Raw genomic sequence first — 24,280 nt, forward strand, 5'->3', positions numbered from 1 at the left:
AAGCTTCATCTTCGTCGCCCCAATCCCGCCCCATTCCGCTACATATGTAACGCTACAAATGTAGCGGACCGGGTCGGGAGAGGGTGCCATGATCGAAGGCTTGCCGAGGCGGGAGCGAGAGGTGTTCGAACTCCTCTGTCGCCTGGAGGTGGCGACCGCCGCCGCCGTGCGCGCGGCCCTGCCTGACACGCTGAGCGACTCCGCCGTGCGAACCCTGCTGAAGCGACTCGAAGATCGCGGGCTGGTGTCGCGGGCGGCGGGCGGGGACGGGTTCGATTATCGGCCCGTTCCCCGCACCGAGACCGTCGCCGCAGGCGCCCTGAAGCGGATGGTCGACACCTTCTTCGCCGGTTCGGCCGCCAGCGCCGCCACCGCCCTTCTGGGCATGGGCGAGCCGCTGAAGCCCGACGAGATCAGGGCGCTTGAGAAGCTGCTCGACGCCGCCCGGGAGCGGGACCAGTGAGCGCCGCCCTCATAATCGCCCTTCTGGCCAAGTCGTCGGTCGTCGCCGGCCTGGGTCTGGCCCTGTCCGCAATCGTGGCCCGCGGCGCCGTCGACCGGGTCGACGTGCTGCGCGCCACGGTCTGTATCCTCCTGGCCCTGCCGGTGCTGATGGCCTTCGGTCCGGCGCTGAGCTTCGCCCTGCTGCCGGCCATCGCTCCGGCCGCGCCGTCGCCCTTGCTGTGGAGCGGTGACCTGCAGCCGATCGAGGGGGTGACAGTCTCCGGTGCCCTGCTGCTGCCGTCGGCGGGACAGACACTGGCCCTCGTCTGGACCGTCGGGGCCCTGCTCGTCGCCGGCCGGTTCGCGGCGGGGGTCTGGACCCTGTCGCGCTGGACCGGGGCCGGCAAGCCCGTGAAGGCCGAGGTCTGGGTCGAGACCCTGAGCACCCTCGCGCCCGCCACCCGTCCGCAACTGAAGTCCAGCGACCGGATCACCAGCCCGCTGAGCTGGGGCCTGCCCCCGGGCGCCGTCCTGATCGACCCCGCCACCCTCTCGCGACCCGGGATGGCCGCCGCCGTCATGGCCCACGAGATGGCCCATATCCGCCGTCGCGACTGGCTGTTTCTGGTCCTGTCGCGGCTGGCTCTCGCGTTGTTCTGGTTCAACCCCCTGATCTGGATGCTGCATCGCAGCCTGATCGAACGCTCCGAGGAGGCGGCCGACGCCGTCGCCGTCGGACAGGTGGATCGTCACGCCTACGCCCGCGCCCTGATCGGCCTCGCCGCCGCTCCGGGGCCGCTGACCACGTCTTTGGCCGCGACCGCGATGGCGGGCGACGGCCGCTCCCTGAAACGAAGGATCGCAACCCTCATGACCGACAAGACACCCGCCCGCCGGCCCGCCGTCATCCTGACCGCCGTCGCCGTTCTCGCCGCCGTGGCCACCCCCATCGCGGCGCTGGAGCTGCATTCCCGGGCGATCCAGGTCTCTAGCGACGGCTTCATGGCCGTGCCGCCGCTTCCGCCGCGTCCTCCGCGTCCGCCGGCACCGCCTGCACCGCCGGCGCTGTCCGGGTGGGCCCTGAACGCGCCTGCCGCGCCGCCGGCTCCGCCTGCGCCACCTGCGCCCCCGGCCCCGGCCCCGCCGCAGGACGGGCGCGCAGTCCATATCTTCCGCAACTGGTCCGACCTGACCCCCGAGGAGCGGGCTCACGTCGAGGAAGCGCGGCAGTCCGCCGTCGAAGCCCGTCAGGCCGCCGCCGAGGCCCGTATCCAGGCCGGACGTGACCGCGAGGCGGCCTTTGCCGCCCGTCGTCAGGCCGGTGTCGAACGCGGCTTGGCTGACGCCGCCCGGGCACAGGCGGCTTCCGCCCGCATCGCCGCTGACCACGCCCGCGCCGCCGGCGAACAGGCACGCCAGATCGGCCTCGCCCATGCCGCCGACGGTCGTCGCGCCGCAGAGCAGGCCCAGGCCCAGGCCCGTGTGGCCGTGGAAGGTGCGCACCAGGCCCGGGCCAACGCCCGCGTCAACATGCGAACGGGCGCAGAAAACATGCGTCGCGGCGCTGACCAACTCAGGCAGGAAAGCCGTCGCCTTGCCGATCCGGCCTACCGCGCCCAACAGATCCGCCAGAACGCGGCGCGCGGCAACACCGTCACGGATGCCGAACTGCAAGCCGCAGCCCGCAGAATGCCCGGCCAGGCCGCAGAGATGGACCGGCGCGCCGACGAACTGGCCGCCCGCGCCAACGGCGTCTGAGTGACCGGCGGGCGGCCGGGCTGGACCCGGTCGCCTGCTCTCGCTACGCCGAACGCAGTGGTCTCGGGAGGGATGGATGCTGCTGATCGGTCAATACGACTCGCCGTTCGTGAGGCGGGTGGCGGTGACGCTGAATCTTTACGGCGTCTCTTGCGAGAATGCCCCGCTGTCGACCTTCGGCGATGCAGAGGCCATCGCGCTGTATAATCCGCTACGGCGGGTTCCGGTGCTCGTCATGGACGACGGCGTGGCCCTGACCGACAGCATGGTCATCGTTGAAGCCATTGACCGGATGGTCGGACCCGACGCTGCCACACTCGACCGGGCCTGGCCGGAGCGTCGCGAGATGTTGCGGCTCGCGGCCCTGACCGCCGGTGTCGCCGACAAGGGGGTCAGCCTGCTCTACGAGCGGGCCTTCCGCGAGACGGCCCTGGACATGTGGGTCGCGCGCTGTCGCAGTCAGGTCGGTGACACCCTGGCTGTGCTGGAGGGGGAGCGGGCGGCGCGGACCACGCCCTGGCTGTTCGGCGACACCCTGAGCCACGCCGACGTCATCCTCGCCACCGTCTATCGGTTCATGACCGAGGCGCTGGAGGGGGCGTTCGACATGGCGGGCCACGGGGCACTGACCGCCCATGCCGACGCCTGCGAGGCGATGCCGGCCTTCGCCTCGGTCTACAAGCCCTACACCTTGACCCGCCCCGGCGAGGGGTAAACCCGCCACGTCGGAGGGTCGGGTCGGGCCGGCTCCGTCAGGGTCAGGGGCGGCGCAAGGGAATTTATTCCGAAGAATGTCTTGCAGTCCCGCCACGCGGTCGCCATTTGCCGGAACCGGTCTTTGAAAGGTCTAGTCCTCGTCGCGCCGTCGTGAGGCCGCTCCGGCCGCTTCGGTCTCTTCGGACGCTTCGGACTGTGTTCTGGAGCCCGGGGGGCGTCCCCGACGAGACTCTACGGACTATCTGGACTCTGAATTCCGGAGTCTGAACGCTTAACCGACCAGCGCCGCCCGCTCCTCGGCGGTCAGCATTCGCCAGGTGCCCTCGGGCAGATTGTTCAGATGGATCGGCCCGATCCGCACACGGAGCAAATCAACAACATCCAGATCCGCATGCTCGCACATGCGCCGGATCTGGCGGTTCCGCCCCTCGGTCAGGATGAAGCGCAACCGCTGCTGCTCCATCCGTGACACCCGCGCGTGTTTCAACTGGCGCCCGTCCAGCATGATGCCGTGGCGGAGCAGATTGAGCTTCTTCTCGGTCACGTCTCCGGCGACACGGACGAGGTATTCCTTGTCGAGCCGCGACCCCGGCCCGATCACCGCCTTGGCCACCACCCCGTCCGAGGACAGCATCAACAGCCCCCGCGAATCTTCGTCGAGGCGACCGATCGGAGGCAGTGAGGCGTCGGCGGCGGGCGTAAGGCCCTCGCCGATCCGGTTGGCGTCGGTCAGGAGGCGCACCGCCGGAATCTTGTCGGGCTCGGGCTGGCCGGAGACATAGCCGAGCGGCTTGTGCATCACGATGGTCACTCCGGCCGCCAGCGCCGTCGTCGCATGGTCGGACAGGGTCAGGGTCTGGCCCGCCTCGATCTTGCGCCCTGCGTCGGTGACCACCTCTCCGTCGATGGAGACCAGGCCGTCGGCGATCAGGGCATCAGCCTCGCGCCGCGAACAGACGCCCGACTGGCCCAGCCATTTGTTGATCCGGCTGGGCTCGGCGCCGTCATAGATCCGCGAGAAGGCCAAGGCGTGCTCAGTCTTCCGCGAGCGCGGCAGTGGCGACGGCAGCGTCTTCGGCGGCCGAGGCCCCCGACACGCCGATGGCACCGACGATGCGGCCGTCGATGACGATCGGAATGCCGCCGGCGATCGGCAGGGAGTCGTCATTGGCCAGGATCACCGTCCGGCCGGCCAGGGTCCGCTCCTCCATTGTCGAGGTGGCCAGTCGATAGCGGGCGGCGGTCCAGGCCTTGCGCTGGGCGACGCGGATCGAGCCGTACTGGGTATCGTCCATCCGGGCGAAGGCGACCAACTCGCCGTTGGGCTCGACGACGGCGACGGCCATGCGGTGGCCCGCCGCGCGGGCGGCCGTGATCGCACGGTCGATCAGGGTTTCGGCGGCGGCGATCGAGATCGGCGCGCCGTAGGACGGAGGGCTGGCCTGTTTGGAGATCCCGGGCGTCGTCTGGGCCATCGCGGCGGGCGCAACGGCTGTTAGGGCCAGGGCGAGGATCAGGGCTTTCATGGTCGAAACTCCGGTCAGGCGCGGCGGAAAAGAAGCATCAGGTTGTTGGCGGGCATCTCGACCCGGCGGGTCAGATGCAGGCGGTGGGGCCTGGCCAGGGCGACGACATCGTCCAACTCCCGGAGGCCCCAGGCCGGATCGCGGGCCTTCAGGCTGTCGTCGAAGGCGGCGTTGGACGTTGCCATCGGGACATCGGTCTCGCGGTAGGGGCCATAGAGGACCAGCAGTCCGCCGGGATCCGGCAGGACGCGGCCGGCGCCGGCCATCAGCCCCTCGGTCGCGACCCACGGGCTGATGTGGATCATGTTGGCGCAGAAGATGACCTGCGCATCGACCTCTGGCCAGCCGTCCGGATCGGCGGCGTCCAGCGTCAGTGCCGGAGCGACGTTCGGCAGGGCGGCCTCTGCGGTCCAGGCGGCGATGCTGGCGCGGGCCTCCGGCGACGGGTCGCTGGGCGTCCAGGTCGTGGCGGGGAGGGCGCGGGCGAACGCGATCGCGTGCTCGCCCGAGCCGGACGCGATCTCCAGCACGCCGGCGCGGGCCGGCAGATGGGCGCGCAGCACCTGAAGGATCGGCGCGGCGTTGCGGGCCACGGCCGGGGAGGCGAGGGCACCTTGCGGAGCGGCGGTCTGGACGGAATCGAGCGTCTGCACAGAAGGCAGATACAGCCGCCGACGCCGTCGCGCGACCGGATTCGGCCTGCGGACGTGCATGGCGGCGCGAGGGGGGCAAAATCTTGCGACGGTTGACGTAACGTCGCGTCGGGTGTCTTTGCGGCGTTACAGCCCGTGAGGTCTTGTAACATTGGGAGAGGCCACGGCGGCGACAGACCAGCCGGGCCGACGCATCAGGAGAGTTCGCGTGGATTCCAGCACCGCCGTACCGGGCCTTCGCCCGGCCCGAACCCGTCACCAGGGGCTTATCGCCTGGGTCGAACAGATCGCCGCACTGACCAAGCCGGCGCGGGTCCACTGGTGCGACGGCTCGGAGGCCGAGAAGGCCGCGATCGTCGCCGACCTGATCGACAAGGGCACGCTGAAAGCGCTGGATCAGACCAAACGGCCCGGCGGCTACTACGCCGCCTCCGACCCCCGTGACGTGGCCCGGGTCGAGAGCCGAACCTTCATCTGCTCCGAGCAGGAACAGGACGCCGGCCCGACCAACAACTGGTCCGACCCGGTCGAGATGCGCGCCCGCATGAACGGCCTGTTCGACGGCTGCATGGCCGGTCGCACGATGTACGTGGTGCCCTTCTCGATGGGCCCGCTGGGCTCGACGATCAGTGCCCTGGGCGTCGAGATCACGGACAGCGGCTACGTCGCCGTGTCGATGGGGATCATGACCCGGATGGGTCAGCAGGCCCTGGACGTGCTGGGCGAGGACGGGGTCTTCGTCCCCGCCGTGCACACGCTCGGTGCTCCGCTGGCCGAGGGCGAGGCCGACGTGCCCTGGCCCTGCAACGCCGACAAGTGGATCGTCCATTATCCCGAGACGCGCGAGATCTGGTCCTATGGCTCCGGCTACGGCGGCAACGCCCTGCTGGGCAAGAAATGCTACGCCTTGAGGATCGCCTCGGTCATGGCCCGCGACGAGGGCTGGCTGGCCGAGCATATGCTGATCCTCAAACTGACCAGTCCCGAGGGCCAGGCCAAATACATGGCCGCCGCCTTCCCCAGCGCCTGCGGCAAGACCAACCTGGCCATGCTGCAGCCGTCCATACCGGGCTGGAAGGCCGAGACCATCGGCGACGACATCGCCTGGATGCGCTTCGGCGATGACGGGCGTCTGTACGCCGTGAACCCGGAGGCCGGCTTCTTCGGTGTGGCGCCGGGCACGAGCCGGAACACCAACCAGAACGCCCTGGCGACCCTGGCGACCAACACCGTCTTCACCAACACGGCCCTGACGGCCGACGGCGATGTCTGGTGGGAAGGCCTGACCAAGGTCGCGCCCGATGGCATGACCAACTGGAAGGGTCAGCCGCACGATCCGGCGTCCGGAGAGCCGGCGGCTCACCCCAACGCCCGCTTCGCCGCGCCGGCCTCCCAGTGCCCGACCATCGCGCCGGAATGGGAAGACCCGAAGGGCGTGCCGATCGACGCCATCCTGTTCGGTGGTCGTCGCGCCTCGGCCGTGCCTCTGGTGACCGAGGCCTTTGACTGGGAACACGGGGTCTTCCTGGGCTCGACTGTCGCGTCCGAAGGAACGGCGGCGGCGGAGAACGCCATCGGGACCCTGCGTCGCGACCCGTTCGCGATGCTGCCCTTCTGCGGCTACAACATGGGCGACTATTTCGCGCATTGGCTGGCGCTGGGCGAAAAGGCTGATCCGGCCAGGCTGCCGGGCATCTATTTCGTCAACTGGTTCCGCAAGGACGAGGACGGCCGTTTCGTCTGGCCGGGCTTCGGCGACAACGCCCGCGTCCTGAAGTGGATTTCCGAGCGCCTGGACGGCAAGGCCGAGGCGCTGGACACGGCGGTCGGCCGGGTGCCGACACGGGCAGCACTGGACCTCGAAGGCCTCTCGCTGACGGACGCCGCCCTGGCGACCCTGCTGGATGTCGATGTCGACGTCTGGTCCGAGGAGGCCGCGCTGATCCCGGAGTTCTACGCCCTGTTCGCCGAGCGCCTGCCGACCGCCCTGTGGCGTCAGCACGACGCCCTGGTTGACCGGCTGGACGAGGCAAAGGACGAACGCGAGGCGGCAGAGCTGGCCGCGGAATAGGACAAGCGCAGTCTGAGGCTTGAAATCCCCGCCCGGGCGGTCGAAGGACCGGCCGTGGCGGATCTCTCCTCTGACATCCTGGTGATCGGGGCCGGCGTGCTGGGCCTGTCGGTCGCCGCCGAGCTGGCCGCGCGCGGGCATGATGTCCGGTTGGTCGATCCGGGCTTGCCGAACACCTCATCGGTCGCGGCGGGCATGATCGCACCGGCGTTCGAGAGCCTGCTGGACGGTGTTGGTGCAGAGCGGGCGGCGTTGCTGCGGGACGCGGCGGCGATGTGGCCGGCCTTCGCCGAACGGTCGGGACTGGCGCTGGACATGACACCGGCGGAGTGGCGCGGGTCGGATGCGGGCAAGGTCGCGGCAGCACTCAGCCGTCTGGGTTTCCCGGTAAGATCAGAGGCCGATGTCGTCAGGGCCGGAACCGACGGCCGCATCGATGCGGAGACCGCGCTTGAAACGCTGCGGGCAGACCTGGGCGAGTCCTTCGTCGTCGCTGAGGCGCGGGTCGTCGAGCGGAGTCCCGAGGGTTGGCGTGTCAGGACGACGGCTGGCTGGATCGACGCTCGCCAATTGATCGTCGCCACCGGGATCGCCGCCGCCCTGCCGGGACTGCCGCAAGCGGTCACGGACATCATCAACGGGATCGAGCCGATCGCCGGCCAGATCGGTCGCACCGAAGCCTCTCTGACCGATCGGGTGGTGCGTGGCGTCGGGGGCTATGTCGTGCCGGGGGCGGCAGGGTCCCTGATCGGGGCGACGATGGTCCACGGCAGCAGGGAAACCGTGTCCGATCCTGCGGCTGCGGCGAGGCTGATCGAGATCGCCATGCGGCTGTCCGGGGGCGCAGCACCCGGGACGGTGGACTGGCGGACAGGCGTGCGCGGGGCGGCGGTCGATGGCCTGCCGCTGGCGGGGCCGGTGGGCGCAGGACTTCATCTCGCCCTGGCACCGAGGCGGAACGGCTGGCTGCTGGGGCCGCTCGTCGGGCGGACCGTGGCGGACGGGGTCGAAGGGCGGCCACGCGGATCGCACGCGGCCGCCCTCGATCCGTTGCGGTTCAGCCCTCAGGCAGGGTGAAGCGGATGCCGATGCTGACCTGCGCACCGTCAACGGCCTGGCCGTCCACCGTCTGCGGGCTCATGCGGAAGTAGCGCGAGAGCTGCTGGGCGGAGCGACCGAAGCCGTAGCCTGCCGGCGTTTCCGACACGATTTTGCAGCCCGTGACCGTGCCGGCCGCCTGAACGCGGCAGCTGAGGGTGGCCGAGCCCGCAACCTCGGCGCCGAGAGCCCGCGAGGGGTAGGCGCGGGTCAACTGTTCGCCGTTCGGGCGGCTGATCCATTGCGGCGAGCGGATGACCGGAGGACCGCGAGGCGCTTCAACGGCGGGTTCGCTGGCCGTGCCGGTCGCGGTCGTCGGATCGATGAGGACGGTCGTGTTGATCACCGTGCCGGTCGCGGCCGCCGGGATGTCGGGGATGACCGTGGTCAGGGTCTCGACGTTCGCGGGAGGCGTCTCCGGACGGTGCACCGGCGGGTTCGGGGCGAGAGGCGTCGTGGTGACGACGGGCGGCGGAGGCTCGCGGTGGAGCACGATCACGCTGCCGGCGATGACCCGCGGCTCGCTGCGATCGGGCAGAGTCTTGAGTTCGAACCGCTGATAGTAGAGCGCCGTCCCGACGCCGACATGGGCAAGGGCGACGACGCTGATCGCGATCCACGTTGAACGCGGCAGGGGCTTGCGCCGCTCGGCGAAATCGATGGGGCTGACCAGTCCGGGGCCGCCCGCGGTTTGTATCATCATGGCCGTCACTTCCCTCTCAGTGCCGCTCCCCAGCAACCCATGGGAGCATGACGCGCGCGGCTGATGGCGGGATTGGGGCGGCCGAAATCACCGTTTCTGATTGAAGATCGATCAGTCAGCCGTGGGGGCGGAAGCGGGGCCGTTAACGGACATTAACGCTCGGTTAACCATGATCTCCGAGCCTAGACCCCCATGAGCGTCAGAGCGATTCCAGCGTCGGGAGGGGTGGAGGCCGCGATCCGTCGCGCCTCGAACTCGACCGGCGTGGACTACGACTTCCTGATGCGCACGGCGCGGCGGGAGAGTTCGTTCAACCCGAATGCGCGGGCTCCGACGTCCTCGGCTTCGGGCCTGTTCCAGTTCATCGAACAGACCTGGCTGGCGACGGTCAAGCAGCACGGGGCCAAGCATGGATACGGCCAGTACGCCGACCTGATCCAACGGGGATCGGACGGGCGCTGGCGCGTCGAAGGCTCGGCGCGGAACGTGGTGCTGGACCTGCGCTTCGATCCACAAGCCGCCTCGACCATGGCGGGGGAACTGACGGCCTCGAACGCCGCCTATCTGCGCGGCCGGACGGGGCGGGAGCCGGGTGCGGGCGACCTCTACGCCGCCCATTTCCTCGGACCGGCGGGCGCGGCCCAGATCATGGAGGCCATGGCCACGCGGCCCGGGTCGAGCGCCGTCGCCATGTTCCCGCAGGCCGCAGCGGCCAACCGGTCGATCTTCTATCGTGACGGGCGAGCGGCGACGGTGGCCGAGGTTCACGCCAACCTGCAGCGGTCGGCGGGAGAGGGATCGGTCGTGGCTCCGGCCGGTCCATCGGTTCCTTTGCTGAGCGAGCAGGACCAGGCCCTGGCGGCACGACTGGACCGGTTGAAGCAGGACCAGAGCCTGCTGGCGCTGCTGCTGGGCCAGGACGGCGACGGGAAGGCCGGCGGCTTCGGCGGGGCGTTCTCGCCCGAAGCCAAATCCGGCGTCTGAGCCCATAGTAAACCGGGCGTTAAGCCTGCAGGTTCACCCTGAGGTCGTCCGACCGCGACTCGCCAGAAGAATCCCATGACCGCCCACCGCGCCCGCCTGACCGAGTTAGACATCCGCCGCCTGATCAAGGCCACCGACGATGACGAACGCGCCTCGGCCGCGCACAAGCTGTGCCGCAGCATGGACAGGGCCGATCTGACCGATGATGACCGCGAGGCCGCGCAGAAGATCATGCGTGTCCTGGCCAACGACGCCGCCGAACTGGTGCGTCGGGCCCTGGCCGTGACGCTGAAGAGCTCTGATCTCCTGCCGCGCGACGTGGCCCGGATCCTGGCCGCCGATGTGGATTCCATCGCCCTGCCGATCATCGGATCGTCGCCTGTGTTCAGCGACGAGGACCTCATCGAGATCGTTCGGGCCGGCTCGGCCGTGCGGCAGGTCGCGATCGCGGCGCGTCCGACCGTATCGCGCGACGTGGCCGATGTGCTGAGCTCCGACGGTTGCGAGACTGCCGTGCGGACCCTGGCGTCCAACGACAACGCCGACATTTCCGAAGGCGCGATGGGCAAGGTGGTCGACCGGTTCGGCCAGACGCCCGAGGTCGTGGCCGCCCTCGCCTATCGCCAGGTCCTGCCGCTGGACATCACCGAACGGCTGGTGGCCCTGGCGTCGGATGCGGTGCGAGAGCATCTGATCACCCGCCACGCCGTGGCACCCGAGACCGCGATCCGCCTGTCCAGCTTCGCCCGCGAACGCGCCACCGTGGATCTGATCGACCAGGCGGGCGCCAGCGCCGATCTGGCGACCTTCGTGTCACAGCTGAATGCGCGCAAGGCCCTGACGGCATCTCTGCTGTTGCGAGCCCTCGCTCGGGGCAAGATGACCCTGTTCGAGCACGGAGTGGCGGAGTTGTCGTCCACGCCGCACCAGCGCGCCTGGCTGATGGTGCACGATGCCGGGCCTTTGGGACTGAAGGCGATCTATGACCGGGCCGGCCTGCCGCCGCGCCTGTTCCAGGCCTTCCGGGCAGGCGTCGACACCTGGCGCCAGTTGTCGGCCGAAGGGGCGGATACCTCGGGCGAGGCGTTCCGTGAACGGATGCTGGAGCGGTTCCTGACCCAGCGCCCGAACGCACCGAGGGACGACCTGGCCTATCTGATGGAGCGGCTGGATCAGCCGGCCGCGGCCCCCGCTCGAACGACGGCGGCCAACGCAGCCTGAGGCTTTGGTCCGTGGAGTCCGGACGAAAAACACCCTGACGAAACGGACGAAACGACTAGTCGTTTGAGGAAAATCAGAGACTTAACCTAAAGCGTTTGTCGGGGTATCTTGTTCGGACGATTTTTCTCGCGGCGTGGGGCTGAGTTGTCAAAGGCCCGGGCGTGGACGTGGGTGTCGCCAAGATGACAATCAAGGCCCTCATAAGAATAAATTCCGCTCAGATCCCCCTCGTTCCCTTCTCCCCCTTGCGGGAGAAGGTGGCAGCCGAAGGCTGACGGATGAGGGGTCGTGCAGGCGGCTGAAGTGAGGAGATCGAGCGCTGACTTCAGGAGTCAGCGTGACCCCTCATCCGACCTCGCTGCGCTCGGCCACCTTCTCCCGCAGGGGGAGAAGGGAATCGGTCAGCCAGCCCTGTGCGCAGCAACCTTGCCTTCGAGTGTTTCCGACAGGACGCGGCCCGTGGGGTGGTCGTCGGTCTGGATCTGGTCGCGGACGACGGCGCGGATGGCGTCGATGTGGGCGTCGATCAGCATCATCGGGGCTTCCAACCGCTTGATGGGATCGTCCATCAGCTTGCACAGCGAGCCGGCGAGGCGGGTGACCAGCGGATACTGGTAGGTGGCGCCGAGACCCTTCAGGTCGTGGGCGCGGAAATACAGGCCCTCGGCGGTCCGGGCGTTGTAACCCTCGGCGCGAATCGCGGCCTGGGCCGCGTCGAGCTTGGTGATCTCGTCCTGGAGCCACTGGCCGAATTGGCCGGACATCGCCTTCAGGGCCTCTTCGGCCTTGGCGATGGCGTCGGCGTTGATACCTCCGAAGCCGCCGCCGACCTTGGCGCGCAGCAGGTTGGGCGGGCGGATGACCTGGGCCGGGTTGCTCACGACGACTCCTGAGAACGAACTCGCACAAGATGCACGGTGGCCCTTAAGAACCCGTGACTCGATTCAAATGCCAAGATCCGACCGGAAAACCGATTACACTGTTCCGGATCGGGCCTTACCCCGTGAACTGTTCCGCCAGCACGCGTTCTTCAAAGGAGCGGCCGGCGTCGAACAGCATGGTCAGGCCGACGTCGCGGCGTTCCTTGACCGCGACCTTCATGACCTGCCGGATCTCCAGCCCGTCCGCCACGGCACTGACGGGGCGTTTGTCGGCTTCCAGCACCTCGAACTCCACCCTGGCGCGGTGGGAAAGGAGGGCACCGCGCCAGCGTCGGGGGCGGAAGGCGCTGATCGGCGTGAGCGCCAACATCCTTGCGTTCAGCGGGATGATCGGGCCGTGAGCCGAAAGATTGTAGGCGGTGGAGCCGGCGGGAGTGGCCACCATGCAGCCATCGCAAGTCAGTTCCTCCAGCCGGACCTTGCCGTCGACGCTGATCTTCAGCTTGGCTGACTGACGGGTCTGGCGCAGCAGGGAGACCTCATTGATGGCCAGGCCCGTGTGCATCTCGCCAGTCACGGTCACTGCGTCCATCTGCAGCGGATGAATGAGTGCGCGGCCGGCGGCGGCGATCCGTTCAGGCAGATCGTCCTCGTCGTAGTCGTTCATCAGGAAGCCGACCGATCCCCTGTTCATGCCGTAGACCGGAATCTTGCGCATCAGGTTGGCGTGCATCGTCTCAAGCATGAAGCCGTCGCCGCCCAGGGCCACGATGACATCGGCCTCGGCCTCGGGAACCCCTTGGTAGCGTTCGGACAGCCGTTCGCGGGCCTGCGTGGCCTCGGGCCGGTCGCTGGCGCAAAAGGCGATCCTGAGAGAGGAAGGGTCAACGCTCACCCGGTCACGAGAAGCCGAGCCGGGCGGGGAAGTCAAATGCGACGCGGTCGATCAGGACCCGATGTGACCCATCAAGGCGCGGAACTCGCGCATCGCTGCGGACGGCGGCAGGGTCATACGACCCGCATAGCCTTCGTCGCCGTCGCCAGGCCAGCCGCCGTTCAACTTGCGAATCTCATCGAGCACGGCCGGGAAGACGGCGCGGTCGATGCCGACGGCGGCGCAGGCCAGGAACAGGGCGTCCGGGCTGGGGCGCACGATCGCGGCGCGGATATGGCTGATCGGGAAGCCGCCGAGGGCCGCGATGCCGTGTTCGAACAGGCTCAGGCGTTGCTCGCGGACGGCGCGGATCAGGAATCCGGCACGCAGCTGGCCGGCGCTCTGCAGCTTGGCGACGAGACGGCGTTCCATTTCCTCCGGATCGGAGACTTCGGCGGCCGCTATGCCGATCGGCTCGGCTGCCGCCGGAGGAGCGGGACGGACCACAGCGTCTATGGCGTCCGCGAGCGCGCTTTCGTCGACGCGGAAACGCTCGCCGATGGCTTCGCGCAGGGACTGGCCGACCCATTGATAGAGTTGCGTCGCCAGGGCGTCGTTCAAACGCGGGTGGCGGGTCAGTGGCGCGCGCAGGGCGGCGACGCGCCGCGACTGTTCGATCAGGCGGCCGAGAGCGTCTTCGCTGACCTCTGCGGTCTTGTTGCCTGCAAGTGCCGTCAGGCTGGCCGGTTCGCCGCGGTCGATGATGGCGTCAGCGACGCGGCCGCTGATGTGGGGACGACGGGCGACCTCGATCTGATGCTCGATGGTGGCCTCGACCAGCACGCGCAGGAGGTCCTGATCCTTGAGGAGCGGGCTCCGGGCGATGACAGGGCGGGCGATCTCGATCTCGTCGAGGGCCAGCATGGCGATCAGGGCGGGCGGGGCCCATTCGGCGGCAGCGAGGCTGTCTGACAGGGCCATGCGGATCTCGCGCTCGGCCTGACGGGCGATGACCATGAAGATCTCGCCGAGGATGGGGGAGGCCTCGGCGCCCGGCGGAGTCGCGTCGCACAGGGCGGCGATGCCGAGCAGCAAACGGCGACGATCGTCCACACCCTTGCCGTGCGCCAGCTCAAGCAGATGTTGCGCGGAAGACAGGGTCTCCGCCTCCGAAGAACGATGGGGCTCAAGCTGGATGACTGCGGTCACGGCGAACTCCGGCCGGATTTTGGCATCCGACTCTTCCACCTTGGTCGACGGTGGTGAAAACTCGGTTAATCAACCTTGAATGTCGTTAACCTTGACCCGACCGGACGTTGGCGCGACGGTGGCCGCCTCGCCCGGCAAGCGGCGATGGAGGAGTTAGTATGGCCGACGGTGCCGCCCAGTCCCTGAAATCGCGAGTGTCCGCCGAGGAGTGGCAGGCGCGGGTCGATCTGGCTGCCCTGTACCGGCTGGTCGCCCTGCACGGTTGGGACGACATGATCTTCACCCATGTCTCGGCGCGGGTTCCGGGGCCGGAACACCACTTCCTGATCAACCCCTACGGCTACTATTTCGAGGAAATTACGGCCTCGTCGCTGGTGAAGGTCGATCTGGAAGGGAACATCGTCCAGGAGACGCAGAGCTTCATCAATCCGGCCGGCTTCACCATCCATTCGGCGATCCATGCGGCGCGGGAGGATGCACATTTCGTCATCCACCTGCACACCGTGGCCGGGGTCGGCGTGGCGGCGCAGCAGGAGGGCCTGCTGCCGATCGGCCAGAACGCCTGTCTGCTGCAGCATCAGGTCGCCTACCATGGCTACGAGGGACTGGCGCTGAACCACGACGAGCGCGAGCGTCTGGTGGCGGATCTGGGCGACAAGTCGCTGATGCTGCTGCGGAACCATGGGACGCTGGCGGTCGGTCAGACCGCGGCGGCGGCCTGGGTCGGGATGTTCTTCCTGGAGCGGGCCTGCGCCCAGCAGGTCGCGGCGCTTTCGGGCGGACGCGAGCATGTGCTGATGGCGCCTGACGCGGCCCAGGCCGAGACGAAGGAGCAGGGCCGGGGGATCGGCTTCATCTCCGCCCTCGCCTGGCCGGGTGCCCTGCGTCTGCTGGATCGGAAATCACCCGGTTACGACGCCTGATGCTGCCTCGCTGCCTCGCTGGCCTCTTGCTCGCGACGGCGGCGACCTCGGCTTCGGCCAACGCCTGGACCCAGCCCAGGGGCAAGGGACAGGTGATCGTCAAGGCGGAGGCGATGCGCGCGAAGGAGGGTTACGATCCGACCGGCGTCGTTCAGCCCTTGCCGGCTGTGCGCGAGGATCGGTCGCTGGGGATCTTGGCCGAATACGGGCTGACCGGGACGCTGACCGTCCAGTTCAAGGGCGACTGGCAGCAGGGACAGGACGCGTTCGTCGACTATGACGGGCGGGGGCCGCTGGAACTGGGCCTGACGTGGCAGGCGTACCGCGATGACCGCAACGCCGTCAGCCTCTACGCCGGCTATTCGATATCGGGCGACGGGCGCAACGCGGGCTACGCCGCGCCGGGCGTGGGCGAACAGGACTGGGAGGTCCGTGTGTCCGCCGGCCGGTCGCTCGGCGGGCCGGGCCGAGGGCTGGCGGGTGGATGGGGGCCGGACCGGTCGTTTGTGGAAATCGAGGCGGCCAGGCGGATGCGCGACGGCCTGCCGGACGAGACGCGGGCGGACTTCACGATCGGGAGCCACTTCGGCGAAGGCTGGATGGTGCTGGGTCAGGCGTTCGGCGGGATGACGGACGGTAGTGGCGCGCGCTGGCTGTCGGTCGAGACCTCGGTGGTGCGCAATCTCGGCCAGTGGAGCCTGCAGGCCGGGTGGCGACGGACCGTCGCGGGACGGGAGACGCCGCTCGCGGAAGGCGCGGTCATCGCGCTGTGGCGAAGATTCTGATCCGCGACCTATTGGCGCGACGGAAACCGGAACAGCGGACGTTACAAGCTCTTTCAGGTTGCCTCGGGGGGCGGAACGGCTATTCCGGGCCCGCCCGCTTGCTTACAGAGACTGCGCCGCGTGATCAGACGTCATTTGTTCCTCATCATCGCCGCCGCCGTGCTCGGTCTGATGATCGTCGCGGCGGTTCTGCGGGTGGCCTTCGCCGGTGACGAAGGCGGCGCGGGCGGACCGGGCGGAGGTCGGGGCGGGCCCGGCGGCGGACGCGGCCAGACCGTTTCGGAAGCCGTGGTCACGCTGAGGCCCTTCAGCGACCAGATCAATGTGCTCGGCGTGGCGCGCGGGCGACGCTCGGTGAACGTCACCTCCAGCACCTCGGAGCTGATCACCGCCGTCCTGTTCAGTGACGGGCAGCGCGTGGCGGCGGGGACCCCTCTGGTCCAGTTGCAGGCGCGCGAGGAAGACGCCAGCATCATTCAGGCCCGTGCCCAGGTGGCGCAGGCCCAGCGCGAATACGACCGGTTCAAGGAACTGGCCGAGCGGGGGGTCGCCCCCCGGGTTTCGGCCGAAGACGCCGAGACCGCGCTGGAAACGGCCCAGGCCTCGCTGTCCGCCGCCGAGGCGCGTCGCGGCGACCGGATGATCCGGGCCCCGTTCGCGGGAACCCTGGGTCTTTCGACCGTCACGGCCGGCACGCTGATCAGCCCCGGGGCTGTGATCGCGACGCTGGACGACACCTCGGTCATCCGCGTCGATTTCCCGGTGCCGGAACGCTATCTCGCCGTGCTGCGACAGGGTCTGCCGATCGTCGCCACGGCCGACGCCTACGGGGCGGAACAGTTCTCGGGCCGGATCGCCCTGATCGACACGCGGATCAACGAGACGACCCGCGCGGTGACCGCCCGCGCCGAATTCCCCAATCCCGGCGGGCGTATCCGGCCGGGCATGCTGATGCGCGTCGGCATCCAGCAGGGCCAGCGGCAGACGCCGTCGGTGCCTGAATCCGCGATCCAGTATGAGGGCGACGGCGCTTTCGTCTATCGCATCGCGGCCGGCGAGCGCGGCTCGACCGCCCAGCGGGTGACCGTCGAGACCGGAGCGGTCGAGAACGGCTTCGTCGAGATCATCTCCGGTCTGTCCGCAAACGATCGCGTTGTCGGCTCCGGCCTGAACCGCATACAGCCGAATGCGCCGGTGACGGTTGCGGGCGGTGGTCAAGGCGGCGGCGCGGCCCAGGGCAATGCCCAGACCCCGGCGGCCGCGCGATGATGCTGTCCGACGTCTCGGTCCGGCGGCCGGTGTTCGCGGCAGTGGCCGCGATCGTCCTGTGCGTGATCGGAGCGGCGGCGTTCTTCTTCCTGCCCGTGCGGGAACTGCCGGACGTGGATCCGCCGATCGTCTCGGTCTCGACCGCCTATGCGGGCGCCTCGGCCGAGGTCATCGAGAACCGGATCACCGAGCCGATCGAGCAGCAGGTCGCAGGCATCCAGGGCGTCGAACGGATCACCTCGTCCAGCCGTGACGGCCGCTCCAACGTGACCATCGAGTTCGCCCTGAACCGCGACATCGACGTCGCGGCCTCCGACGTGCGCGACCGGGTCAGCCGGGTGCAGGGCCGCCTGCCGGATCAGGCCCAGCCGCCCGAAGTTTCCAAGGCGGATTCCGACAGCGCCCCCATCATGATCCTTTTCCTGCGGTCGTCGTCGATGGACCGGCTGGAACTGACGGACTACGCCGACCGCAACCTGCTGGATCGTCTGGCCACCGTGCCGGGCGTCGCCCAGGCCCAGATCTATGGCGAGCAGCGCTACGCGATGCGGATCTGGCTCGACGCCGCCGCCATGGGCGCGCGCGGCCTGACCGTCTCGGATGTCGAACAGGCCCTGACGAGCCAGAACGTCGAATTGCCGGCCGGCGCGCTGGAATCGACCGACAAGGATTACACCGTCCGCGTGGCTCGCACCTATGCCCGGCCGCAGGATTTCGCCCAACTGCCGATCGGGACGGCTGGTTCGGCGTCGATCGGGTCCAGCGGCGCCTCCGGCTCGGTATCGACCGGGTCCATTCCCAACGGCTCGGGAGCGACCGGCGCCCTGCAGACGCGCGCCACCTATGTGACGCGTCTGGGCGACATTGCCCGCGTCGAGGAAGGCCCCGCCGAGGTGCGTCGCCTGTTCCGCGGCAACGGCCTCGATCAGATCGGTCTGGCCGTCACCCGTCAGGCCCAGTCCAACGACCTCGAAATCTCCAAGGGTGTCACAGCCCTGGTCGAGGAGTTGCAGGGCACCCTGCCGCCGGGAACCGAACTGGTCGTGGGTTCGGACAACTCTATCTTCACCTCCCACGCCATCGACGAGGTCTGGATCACGATCGGCATTTCCATGGTGCTGGTGGCCCTGGTGAACTTCATCTTCCTCGGCAGCTTCCGGGCAGCGTTGATTCCGTCGATCGTGGCCCCGATCTGCCTCCTGGCGACCTTCATCGTCCTGGCCCCGTTGGGCTTCTCGCTGAACCTGTTGACCCTTCTCGCCCTGGTTCTGGCCATCGGGCTGGTCGTCGACGACGCCATCGTCGTGACCGAGAACATCCAGCGTCGCCTCGACCACGGCGAACCGCCGCTGGTGGCCGCAGAGCGTGGCACGCGTCAGGTCTTCTTCGCCGTCATCGCCACGACCGTGACCCTGCTGGCCGTGTTCGCGCCGCTGCTGTTCCTGCCCGGGTATGTCGGGCGGTTGTTCGTAGAGCTGGCGGCGGCCATCGCTGCGGCCGTGGCCTTCTCGGCCTTCCTGGCGCTGAGTCTGTCGCCGATGCTGGCGTCCAAGATCCTCAAGCCTGCCGCCGGCTCCGGCTGGCTGGCGCGCAACGTCGACAAGGCGATGGACGGGCTGAAGCGCTCCTACGCTCACTCGCTGGACGCCATGGTCGGCAAGCGGATCGCCGTGGTCGGGGTCTCCCTGCTGATTCTGCTGGTCGGTGCGGGAGCCGCCGGTATGTTCCTGACCCTGCCCGACGAACTGGTGCCGCCGGAAGATCGGGGCCGGGTGCAGGTTCGTGTGGCCGGGCCTGAAGGGGCCGGGTTCGATTACACGCGCCAGATCATGATGGGCCTTGAGCCCATCCTGGCCGAGTACCGCGAGAAGGGTGAGGTCGACAGCTTCCTGGTGGCCGCGCCCGGCTTCGGCGGCGGCAGCTTCAACTCCGGCAACGCTTCCCTGATCCTGAAGGACTGGTCCGAGCGTGATCGCACAGCCGACGAGATCGCCCAGGAGCTGAACGGCAAGCTGCGCACCCAGACAGGTGCCCAGGTCAGCGCCTCGGTCCCCGGGGCCTTCCAGCGCGGCGGTGGCGGCGGGGGCGGCAGCGGAAACTCGATCGAGGTGATCGCGACGGGTCAGGAGTATGAGGAAATCTACAACTGGCTGCAGCCGATCCTAGCGGCGGCGCAGGAGAACCCGGGCTTCTCGCGTCCGCGTCTGAACTATGAGCCGAATGCGCCGCGCCTGCTGGTTGATGTCGACCCGGAGAAGGCCGCAGCGCTCGGGGTGTCGTCGCAGGAGATCGGGCGGACGCTTGAGACAATGTTCGGCTCTCGACGGGCCACGACCTATATCCGTGGCGGGCAGGAGTATGACGTGATCCTGCAGACGGATCGCGCCGACCGGACGTCGATCGCCGACCTTGAGCAGCTCTATGTCGGAGCGGGTTCGGGGGCGCTGGTGCCGTTGTCTTCGGTGGTGACGACCGAGACCTCCGGCGACACGCCGGACCGGCGACGCCTGGATCGGCAGCGGGCCATCACGATCAGCGCCGACCTGAACCCGGGCACGACCATCGCCGATGCCGTCGCCTTCATGGAGGCGGAGATGGCCAAACAGCCACAGGGCGTTGTGAGCATCCAGTACGGCGGCGCGGCGCGCGACCAGCAGGAGGCCGGCGGTGCCGTAGCCTGGGCCTTCGGCCTGGCGCTGCTGCTGGTCTTCCTGGTGCTGGCGGCCCAGTTCGAGAGCTGGATCACCCCGGCTGTGATCATGCTGACCGTGCCTCTGGCGGCGGCCGGGGGTCTGTTCGGCCTGTTGATGGCGGGGTCTAGCCTGAACATCTATTCGCAGATCGGGCTGATCATCCTGATCGGGGTCGCGGCCAAGAACGGTATCCTGATCGTGGAGTTCGCCAACCAGCTGCGGGATCAGGGACGCTCCATCAAGGAGGCGATCGTCGAGAGCTCGGCGCTGCGCCTGCGCCCGATCATCATGACCTCGATCGCGACCGCCTTCGGCGCCCTGCCGCTGGTGTTGTGGTCGGGCGCGGGGGCGGGGAGCCGCCAGACCATCGGCGTGGTGATCTTCGCCGGGGCCATGTTCTCCACCATGCTGACCCTGTTTGTGGTGCCTGTGATCTATGGGGCGCTCGCCCGGTTCACCCGGTCGCCCGAGTATACGGCCCGCAAGATCGAGGCGTGGGAGGCCCAGGAAGCGACCGCCAATGATTCGATCCCGGCGGCCGTAGAATAGGTCCCGAGGCTTCTCCGGCCCGACAAGGGGGACGGGAAGGTGTGTCGTGTCGCCGCTGGACTTTCTGGTCGCTCATGATAAGCGTTCGCAATGAGCAACGTCATTTCCCTGAGCGACGCGCGGCTGGGCGACCGGGGTGTCATCACCCGGGTCGGATCTGTCGGCGGAGACGAGCACGGCGCTGAACTGGAGCGCCGCCTGCTGGAACTGGGCCTCGTCGAGGGCGCGCGCGTCCAGCTTCTTCACCAGGGCCTGTTCGGCCGTGATCCCATGGCCCTCAAGGTCGATGACATGCGTGTCGCCCTGCGTCGGCATGAGGCGCGCGGCCTGACGGTCGAGCTGTTCGCGGAAGCCGCTGAATAGATGGATGTCGCTGTTCGGCCCGTCCGGGTCGCCCTGGTCGGCAACCCCAACTCGGGCAAGACCGCCCTCGTCAACGCCCTGACCGGCGCCCATCAGAAGGTGGCCAACTACGCCGGCGTCACCGTCGAGCGTAAGGAGGGTCGCATCCAGTCCGCCTCGGGCCGGTCGATCTCGGTGCTGGACCTTCCGGGCACCTACTCCCTGCGGGCCCGCAGCCCCGACGAGGAAGTCACCCGTGACACGGTCCTCGGTCGGCTTCAGGGCGAGGCTGTGCCTGATGTGATCGTGGCCGTGGCCGATGCGACCAACCTGCGGCTGGTGCTGCGGCTGATCCTCGAGCTGAAGGCCGTGGGCCGTCCCATGGTGCTGGCCCTGAACATGTACGACATCGCCCAGCGGCAGGGTCTGCGGATCGATCTGGAGACGCTGCGGACTGAACTGGGCGTGCCGATCGTGACCACGGTGGCGACGCGCAGGCGCGGCATTGAGGAGCTGGTCGGCGAGATCGAGACGGCTGCCGGACCGGGGTGGAGCTCCGGGGCTGAGACCTGGACCGTGCCGGATGCCGAAGCCATTCGTGGCGCACACAGGCGGGCCGAGCAGATCATGCGGGCGGCGGTGCGCGCGCCGGAGCGCCCGGACACATTGACCGGCAAGATCGACAGCGTCCTGCTGCACCCGGTGGTCGGCCTGGTCATCCTGATGGCCCTGCTGTTCGTCATGTTCCAGGCGGTGTTCGCCTGGGCGACGCCGGCGATGGACGGGATCGAGGCGGGCTTCGGATTTCTGGGGGCCGGCGTCAGCGCCGTCATGCCCGACAGCGGGCCGGTGTGGCCGCTGGTGCAGAGCCTGATCGTCGATGGGGTCATCGCGGGCGTCGGCGGGGTGTTGGTCTTCCTGCCGCAGATCGTGATCCTGTTCGCCTTCATCATCCTGCTGGAAGACTTCGGCTATATGGCCCGGGCGGCCTTCCTGATGGACCGGATCATGGGCGGGGCGGGGCTGCACGGGCGGGCCTTCATTCCGCTATTGTCCAGCTTCGCCTGCGCCATTCCGGGCGTGATGGCGGCGCGGGTGATCGACGCCAAGCGGGACCGGCTGACGACCATCATGGTCGCGCCCCTGATGACCTGTTCGGCGCGGATTCCGGTCTACACATTGATCATCGGCGCCTTCATTCCGCAGCAGACGGTCTGGGGTTTCGCCAATCTGCAGGGGCTGGTGATGTTCGGCCTCTATGCGGCGGGCATCGTGTCGGCGCTGCTGGTCTCCTTCGTGATCCGCAAGATCTTCTGGCGGGGGGCGGTGGAGCCCTTCATGATGGAACTGCCGGCCTACAAGCTGCCGGACGCGAAAAATATCCTTTTCAATCTATGGCTTCGCGCCAGAATCTTCATGGAGCGCGCAGCGAGGATCATCCTGCCGCTGATGATCGTCGTCTGGGCCGCCTCGACCTTCCCCTATCCGCCGGATGGGGCGACACAGCCGGCCATCGACTATTCCTTCGCCGGAATGATCGGGCATGCGCTGGAGCCGATCTTCGCGCCCATCGGCTTCAACTGGCAGATGGTCGTGGCCCTGGTGCCGGGGATGGCGGCGCGTGAGGTCGCGGTCGCGGCGCTCGGCACCGTCTATGCGATCGCCGACGCCGAGAGCGCGGGCAGCCTTCTGGGCGCGACCCTGGCGGCGCAGTGGTCGCTGGCGACAGGGCTCAGCTTCCTCGCCTGGTATGTCTTTGCGCCGCAATGCGTGGCGACCCTCGGCGTCGTGAAGCGGGAGCTGAACAGCTGGAAGTGGATGTGGGTCATGGTCGTCTACATGTTCGCTCTGGCCTATCTGGCGTCGTTCGTGACGTATCGGCTCGCGGTGGCGCTCGGAGGGGGCTGAGGGGTAAGGGTGGACCATGACCCCCGTCGTCTTCGCCATCGTCATGGGCCTGCTGGGCCTGATCTTCGGAAGCTTCATCGCCGCGGTGACGGTGCGCCTGCCGAGGGACGAGGAGATCGTCCTGACGCCGTCGCACTGCATGAGCTGCGGCGAGACGCTCAAGCCGTGGCAGCTGGTTCCGGTGATCAGCTGGCTGGTCCAGCGCGGCAGGTGCGCCCTGTGCGGTGCGGCGGTGTCGCCGCGCTATATCCTGATCGAATGCGGGGCGGCGGCCATCGGGGTCTGGGCCGCGCTGTGGGGCTATGACGGTGGCTGGCTGCTGGTCGCTGCGACGGCGGCTCTCGGGTGGCAGCTCTTGCTCATCGCCCTGATCGACGCAGAGAATTTCTGGCTGCCGGACGAGCTGACCCTGCCTTTGATCGGGACGGGGCTGGTCGCAGCGGCATGGCTGGCCCGGGGCTGGCCGATCCTGCAGCTGATCGGCGCGGTGGCCGGGTTCGGCCTGTTGTGGCTTCTGGCCGAGGTTTATCGCCGGGTGCGGGGCAGGGAAGGGCTCGGCGGGGGTGACCCGATCCTGTTCGCCGGAGCGGGTGCCTGGGTTGGATGGACGGGGTTGCCGACCGTGCTGCTGTGGGCCTGTGCGGCCGGGTTCAGCATCGTGCTTACGTTGTTGATCACGCGCAGGACGGTGGAGATGACCCGGAAGCTGCCGTTCGGGACGTTTCTGGCGATCGGGATCTGGCTGACCTGGCTCTACGGGCCGCTTGGCCTTTAGCGCCCCGTCACCAGTTTGACGACAATATGGGCCGTGGTGTCGATGATGGCGTCGGGCGGGGTGTCGCCGCGTCGCATCAGGTCGAAGCCGGCGGCGACCGATTCTACCAGGTTGGCGACCTCATAGGAGGTCAGGCGCGGATCGAGGCCTGCCGCATGGTAGCCGGTCGCGTGGGCCACGGCGATGCGGCGTTCCAGAGACAGGTGGACCCGGCGCAGTCGGCGGATCCGCGCCTCGACGAAGCCGGCCTCGCCCTTGTCGGCCAGCATATGCTCGACGCGCAGGACCGGGCCATGGCTGCGCCAGATCAGCAGCACATCCATGACATAGGCGCGGGCGGCTCCGAAGGCCTGATCCGCCGACCAGTCGCCCTCGAGATGGCGTGACAGGGGAGCGAAGTCGACCGCCGCGGCCTCGCACAGGGCCAGAACCGGCTCCTCCACCGTCTTGAAATAGGTGTAGAAATTCGATGGCGACACGCCCGCCTCGAGGGCCACGTCGGCGACCCGGATCTCGCCCAGATGCTGGCGGTCCAGCAAACGCCGGGTGGCGTCCAGGATCGCTGCGCGCGTCTTTCCGCCCCGCGCGCCGATGCGGTGTCCCAGCTTGTTGATCGCGTGTTCGGCCATAGGGATGAGGCCCGGAAGGAAGTGGTGCCGGCTGCGGACGACGAACCGGCGACATCCTGCCCGGACGCCAGCATCATCGCGTTTCGCATGGTTGACCGGGACCGTCAAAGCCGTGCTCCGCGCCGTCGCGGGCAGGGTCCGGCTCATTCGCGAGGCGTTCGACGCTTCACGACCGGGCTTCGTCTCGCGGTCGTTTTACGGGGCGCGTCGCCCCGGGAACGGTGGGCGGCTGACAGGCCTTCCGGGATTTTCTCGGCGATCGCTGCGG

The 24,280-nt window shown here is 68.6% G+C and carries 22 protein-coding genes; 14 read left to right on the forward strand and 8 right to left on the reverse strand.

All coding sequences use genetic code 11. The features are described from left to right. The first annotated feature begins 88 nt into the window (after positions 1 to 88). The 3 genes from ACW18A_RS04740 (at position 89) to ACW18A_RS04750 (ending at position 2,917) form a co-directional block, all read left to right on the forward strand. Positions 89 to 463, forward strand: coding sequence for a BlaI/MecI/CopY family transcriptional regulator (locus ACW18A_RS04740; RefSeq protein ID WP_492023655.1), 375 nt, complete (start codon positions 89 to 91; stop codon positions 461 to 463). Beyond that, positions 460 to 2,202: a M56 family metallopeptidase gene (locus ACW18A_RS04745; protein ID WP_492023656.1), complete on the forward strand. Its 1,743-nt coding sequence runs from the start codon at positions 460 to 462 to the stop codon at positions 2,200 to 2,202. Before ACW18A_RS04740 ends, ACW18A_RS04745 begins: the two co-directional genes overlap by 4 nt. 76 nt (positions 2,203 to 2,278) lie before the next feature. Then, positions 2,279 to 2,917, forward strand: coding sequence for a glutathione S-transferase family protein (locus ACW18A_RS04750; protein ID WP_492023657.1), 639 nt, complete (start codon positions 2,279 to 2,281; stop codon positions 2,915 to 2,917). Positions 2,918 to 3,190: 273 nt separating this feature from the next. Here ACW18A_RS04750 and ACW18A_RS04755 read toward each other — a convergent pair whose 3' ends face one another. The 3 genes from ACW18A_RS04755 to ACW18A_RS04765 are packed head-to-tail and all read right to left on the reverse strand — an operon-like array spanning position 3,191 to position 5,158. Next, positions 3,191 to 3,946, reverse strand: a complete 756-nt coding sequence (locus ACW18A_RS04755; protein WP_492023658.1) for a pseudouridine synthase — start codon at positions 3,944 to 3,946, stop codon at positions 3,191 to 3,193. A gap of 7 nt (positions 3,947 to 3,953) precedes the next feature. Then, positions 3,954 to 4,445 carry a GlcG/HbpS family heme-binding protein gene (locus tag ACW18A_RS04760; protein WP_492023659.1) on the reverse strand — a complete coding sequence of 164 codons (492 nt, stop codon included), beginning with the start codon at positions 4,443 to 4,445 and terminating at the stop codon, positions 3,954 to 3,956. Between the two features lie 14 nt (positions 4,446 to 4,459). Further along, complete coding sequence (locus ACW18A_RS04765; protein ID WP_492023660.1) at positions 4,460 to 5,158, reverse strand: DUF938 domain-containing protein; 699 nt, start codon at positions 5,156 to 5,158, stop codon at positions 4,460 to 4,462. Between the two features lie 148 nt (positions 5,159 to 5,306). Here ACW18A_RS04765 and ACW18A_RS04770 point away from each other — a divergent pair, with 148 nt between their 5' ends. Then, complete coding sequence (locus tag ACW18A_RS04770; protein ID WP_492023661.1) at positions 5,307 to 7,169, forward strand: phosphoenolpyruvate carboxykinase (GTP); 1,863 nt, start codon at positions 5,307 to 5,309, stop codon at positions 7,167 to 7,169. Between the two features lie 54 nt (positions 7,170 to 7,223). After that, positions 7,224 to 8,246 (forward strand): NAD(P)/FAD-dependent oxidoreductase, encoded by a 1,023-nt coding sequence (locus tag ACW18A_RS04775; RefSeq protein ID WP_492023662.1) that lies wholly within the window; start codon positions 7,224 to 7,226, stop codon positions 8,244 to 8,246. Here ACW18A_RS04775 and ACW18A_RS04780 read toward each other — a convergent pair. Then, positions 8,227 to 8,970: a TonB family protein gene (locus tag ACW18A_RS04780; RefSeq protein ID WP_492023663.1), complete on the reverse strand. Its 744-nt coding sequence runs from the start codon at positions 8,968 to 8,970 to the stop codon at positions 8,227 to 8,229. The genes ACW18A_RS04775 and ACW18A_RS04780 overlap by 20 nt on opposite strands. A 192-nt stretch (positions 8,971 to 9,162) precedes the next feature. On the opposite strand from ACW18A_RS04780, the gene ACW18A_RS04785 reads away from it, so the two are divergent. Both ACW18A_RS04785 and spbR read left to right on the forward strand, forming a co-directional pair. Then, positions 9,163 to 9,954 carry a transglycosylase SLT domain-containing protein gene (locus tag ACW18A_RS04785; protein ID WP_492023664.1) on the forward strand — a complete coding sequence of 264 codons (792 nt, stop codon included), beginning with the start codon at positions 9,163 to 9,165 and terminating at the stop codon, positions 9,952 to 9,954. A gap of 75 nt (positions 9,955 to 10,029) precedes the next feature. Next, complete coding sequence (spbR, locus tag ACW18A_RS04790; protein ID WP_492023665.1) at positions 10,030 to 11,175, forward strand: SpbR family protein; 1,146 nt, start codon at positions 10,030 to 10,032, stop codon at positions 11,173 to 11,175. 401 nt (positions 11,176 to 11,576) lie between these two features. Here the strand turns inward: spbR and ACW18A_RS04795 are convergent, their stop codons facing one another. The 3 genes from ACW18A_RS04795 to ACW18A_RS04805 all read right to left on the reverse strand — a co-directional run bounded on the left by ACW18A_RS04795 (position 11,577) and on the right by ACW18A_RS04805 (position 14,139). After that, the gene (locus ACW18A_RS04795) at positions 11,577 to 12,056 is read right to left on the reverse strand and encodes an RNA-binding protein (RefSeq protein WP_492023666.1); all 480 of its coding nucleotides are present in this window, start codon (positions 12,054 to 12,056) and stop codon (positions 11,577 to 11,579) included. Between the two features lie 115 nt (positions 12,057 to 12,171). Next, the gene (locus ACW18A_RS04800; protein WP_492023667.1) at positions 12,172 to 12,951 is read right to left on the reverse strand and encodes an NAD kinase; all 780 of its coding nucleotides are present in this window, start codon (positions 12,949 to 12,951) and stop codon (positions 12,172 to 12,174) included. A 51-nt stretch (positions 12,952 to 13,002) separates the two neighbouring features. After that, the gene (locus ACW18A_RS04805) at positions 13,003 to 14,139 is read right to left on the reverse strand and encodes a DUF2336 domain-containing protein (RefSeq protein WP_492023668.1); all 1,137 of its coding nucleotides are present in this window, start codon (positions 14,137 to 14,139) and stop codon (positions 13,003 to 13,005) included. A gap of 158 nt (positions 14,140 to 14,297) precedes the next feature. Here ACW18A_RS04805 and ACW18A_RS04810 point away from each other — a divergent pair, with 158 nt between their 5' ends. From ACW18A_RS04810 to ACW18A_RS04840, 7 genes are all read left to right on the forward strand, one after another. Then, positions 14,298 to 15,062 carry a class II aldolase/adducin family protein gene (locus tag ACW18A_RS04810; RefSeq protein WP_492023669.1) on the forward strand — a complete coding sequence of 255 codons (765 nt, stop codon included), beginning with the start codon at positions 14,298 to 14,300 and terminating at the stop codon, positions 15,060 to 15,062. Further along, a complete protein-coding gene (locus ACW18A_RS04815; protein ID WP_492023670.1) occupies positions 15,062 to 15,847 on the forward strand; it encodes a hypothetical protein in 786 nt (261 codons plus the stop codon). Before ACW18A_RS04810 ends, ACW18A_RS04815 begins: the two co-directional genes overlap by 1 nt. 120 nt (positions 15,848 to 15,967) lie before the next feature. Next, positions 15,968 to 17,116: an efflux RND transporter periplasmic adaptor subunit gene (locus tag ACW18A_RS04820; protein ID WP_492023671.1), complete on the forward strand. Its 1,149-nt coding sequence runs from the start codon at positions 15,968 to 15,970 to the stop codon at positions 17,114 to 17,116. Then, a complete protein-coding gene (locus ACW18A_RS04825) occupies positions 17,116 to 20,358 on the forward strand; it encodes an efflux RND transporter permease subunit (protein WP_492024332.1) in 3,243 nt (1,080 codons plus the stop codon). Before ACW18A_RS04820 ends, ACW18A_RS04825 begins: the two co-directional genes overlap by 1 nt. Positions 20,359 to 20,448: 90 nt before the next feature. Next, positions 20,449 to 20,721 (forward strand): FeoA family protein, encoded by a 273-nt coding sequence (locus tag ACW18A_RS04830; protein WP_492023672.1) that lies wholly within the window; start codon positions 20,449 to 20,451, stop codon positions 20,719 to 20,721. Further along, complete coding sequence (gene feoB, locus ACW18A_RS04835; protein WP_492023673.1) at positions 20,722 to 22,608, forward strand: ferrous iron transporter B; 1,887 nt, start codon at positions 20,722 to 20,724, stop codon at positions 22,606 to 22,608. It begins immediately after the preceding gene. A gap of 16 nt (positions 22,609 to 22,624) precedes the next feature. After that, positions 22,625 to 23,383, forward strand: coding sequence for a prepilin peptidase (locus ACW18A_RS04840; RefSeq protein ID WP_492023674.1), 759 nt, complete (start codon positions 22,625 to 22,627; stop codon positions 23,381 to 23,383). Here ACW18A_RS04840 and ACW18A_RS04845 read toward each other — a convergent pair. After that, the gene (locus ACW18A_RS04845; RefSeq protein ID WP_492023675.1) at positions 23,380 to 24,012 is read right to left on the reverse strand and encodes a TetR/AcrR family transcriptional regulator; all 633 of its coding nucleotides are present in this window, start codon (positions 24,010 to 24,012) and stop codon (positions 23,380 to 23,382) included. The genes ACW18A_RS04840 and ACW18A_RS04845 overlap by 4 nt on opposite strands. Positions 24,013 to 24,280: the final 268 nt, after the last annotated feature.

The sequence above is a fragment of the Brevundimonas sp. AVps5 genome (genome assembly GCF_058681515.1).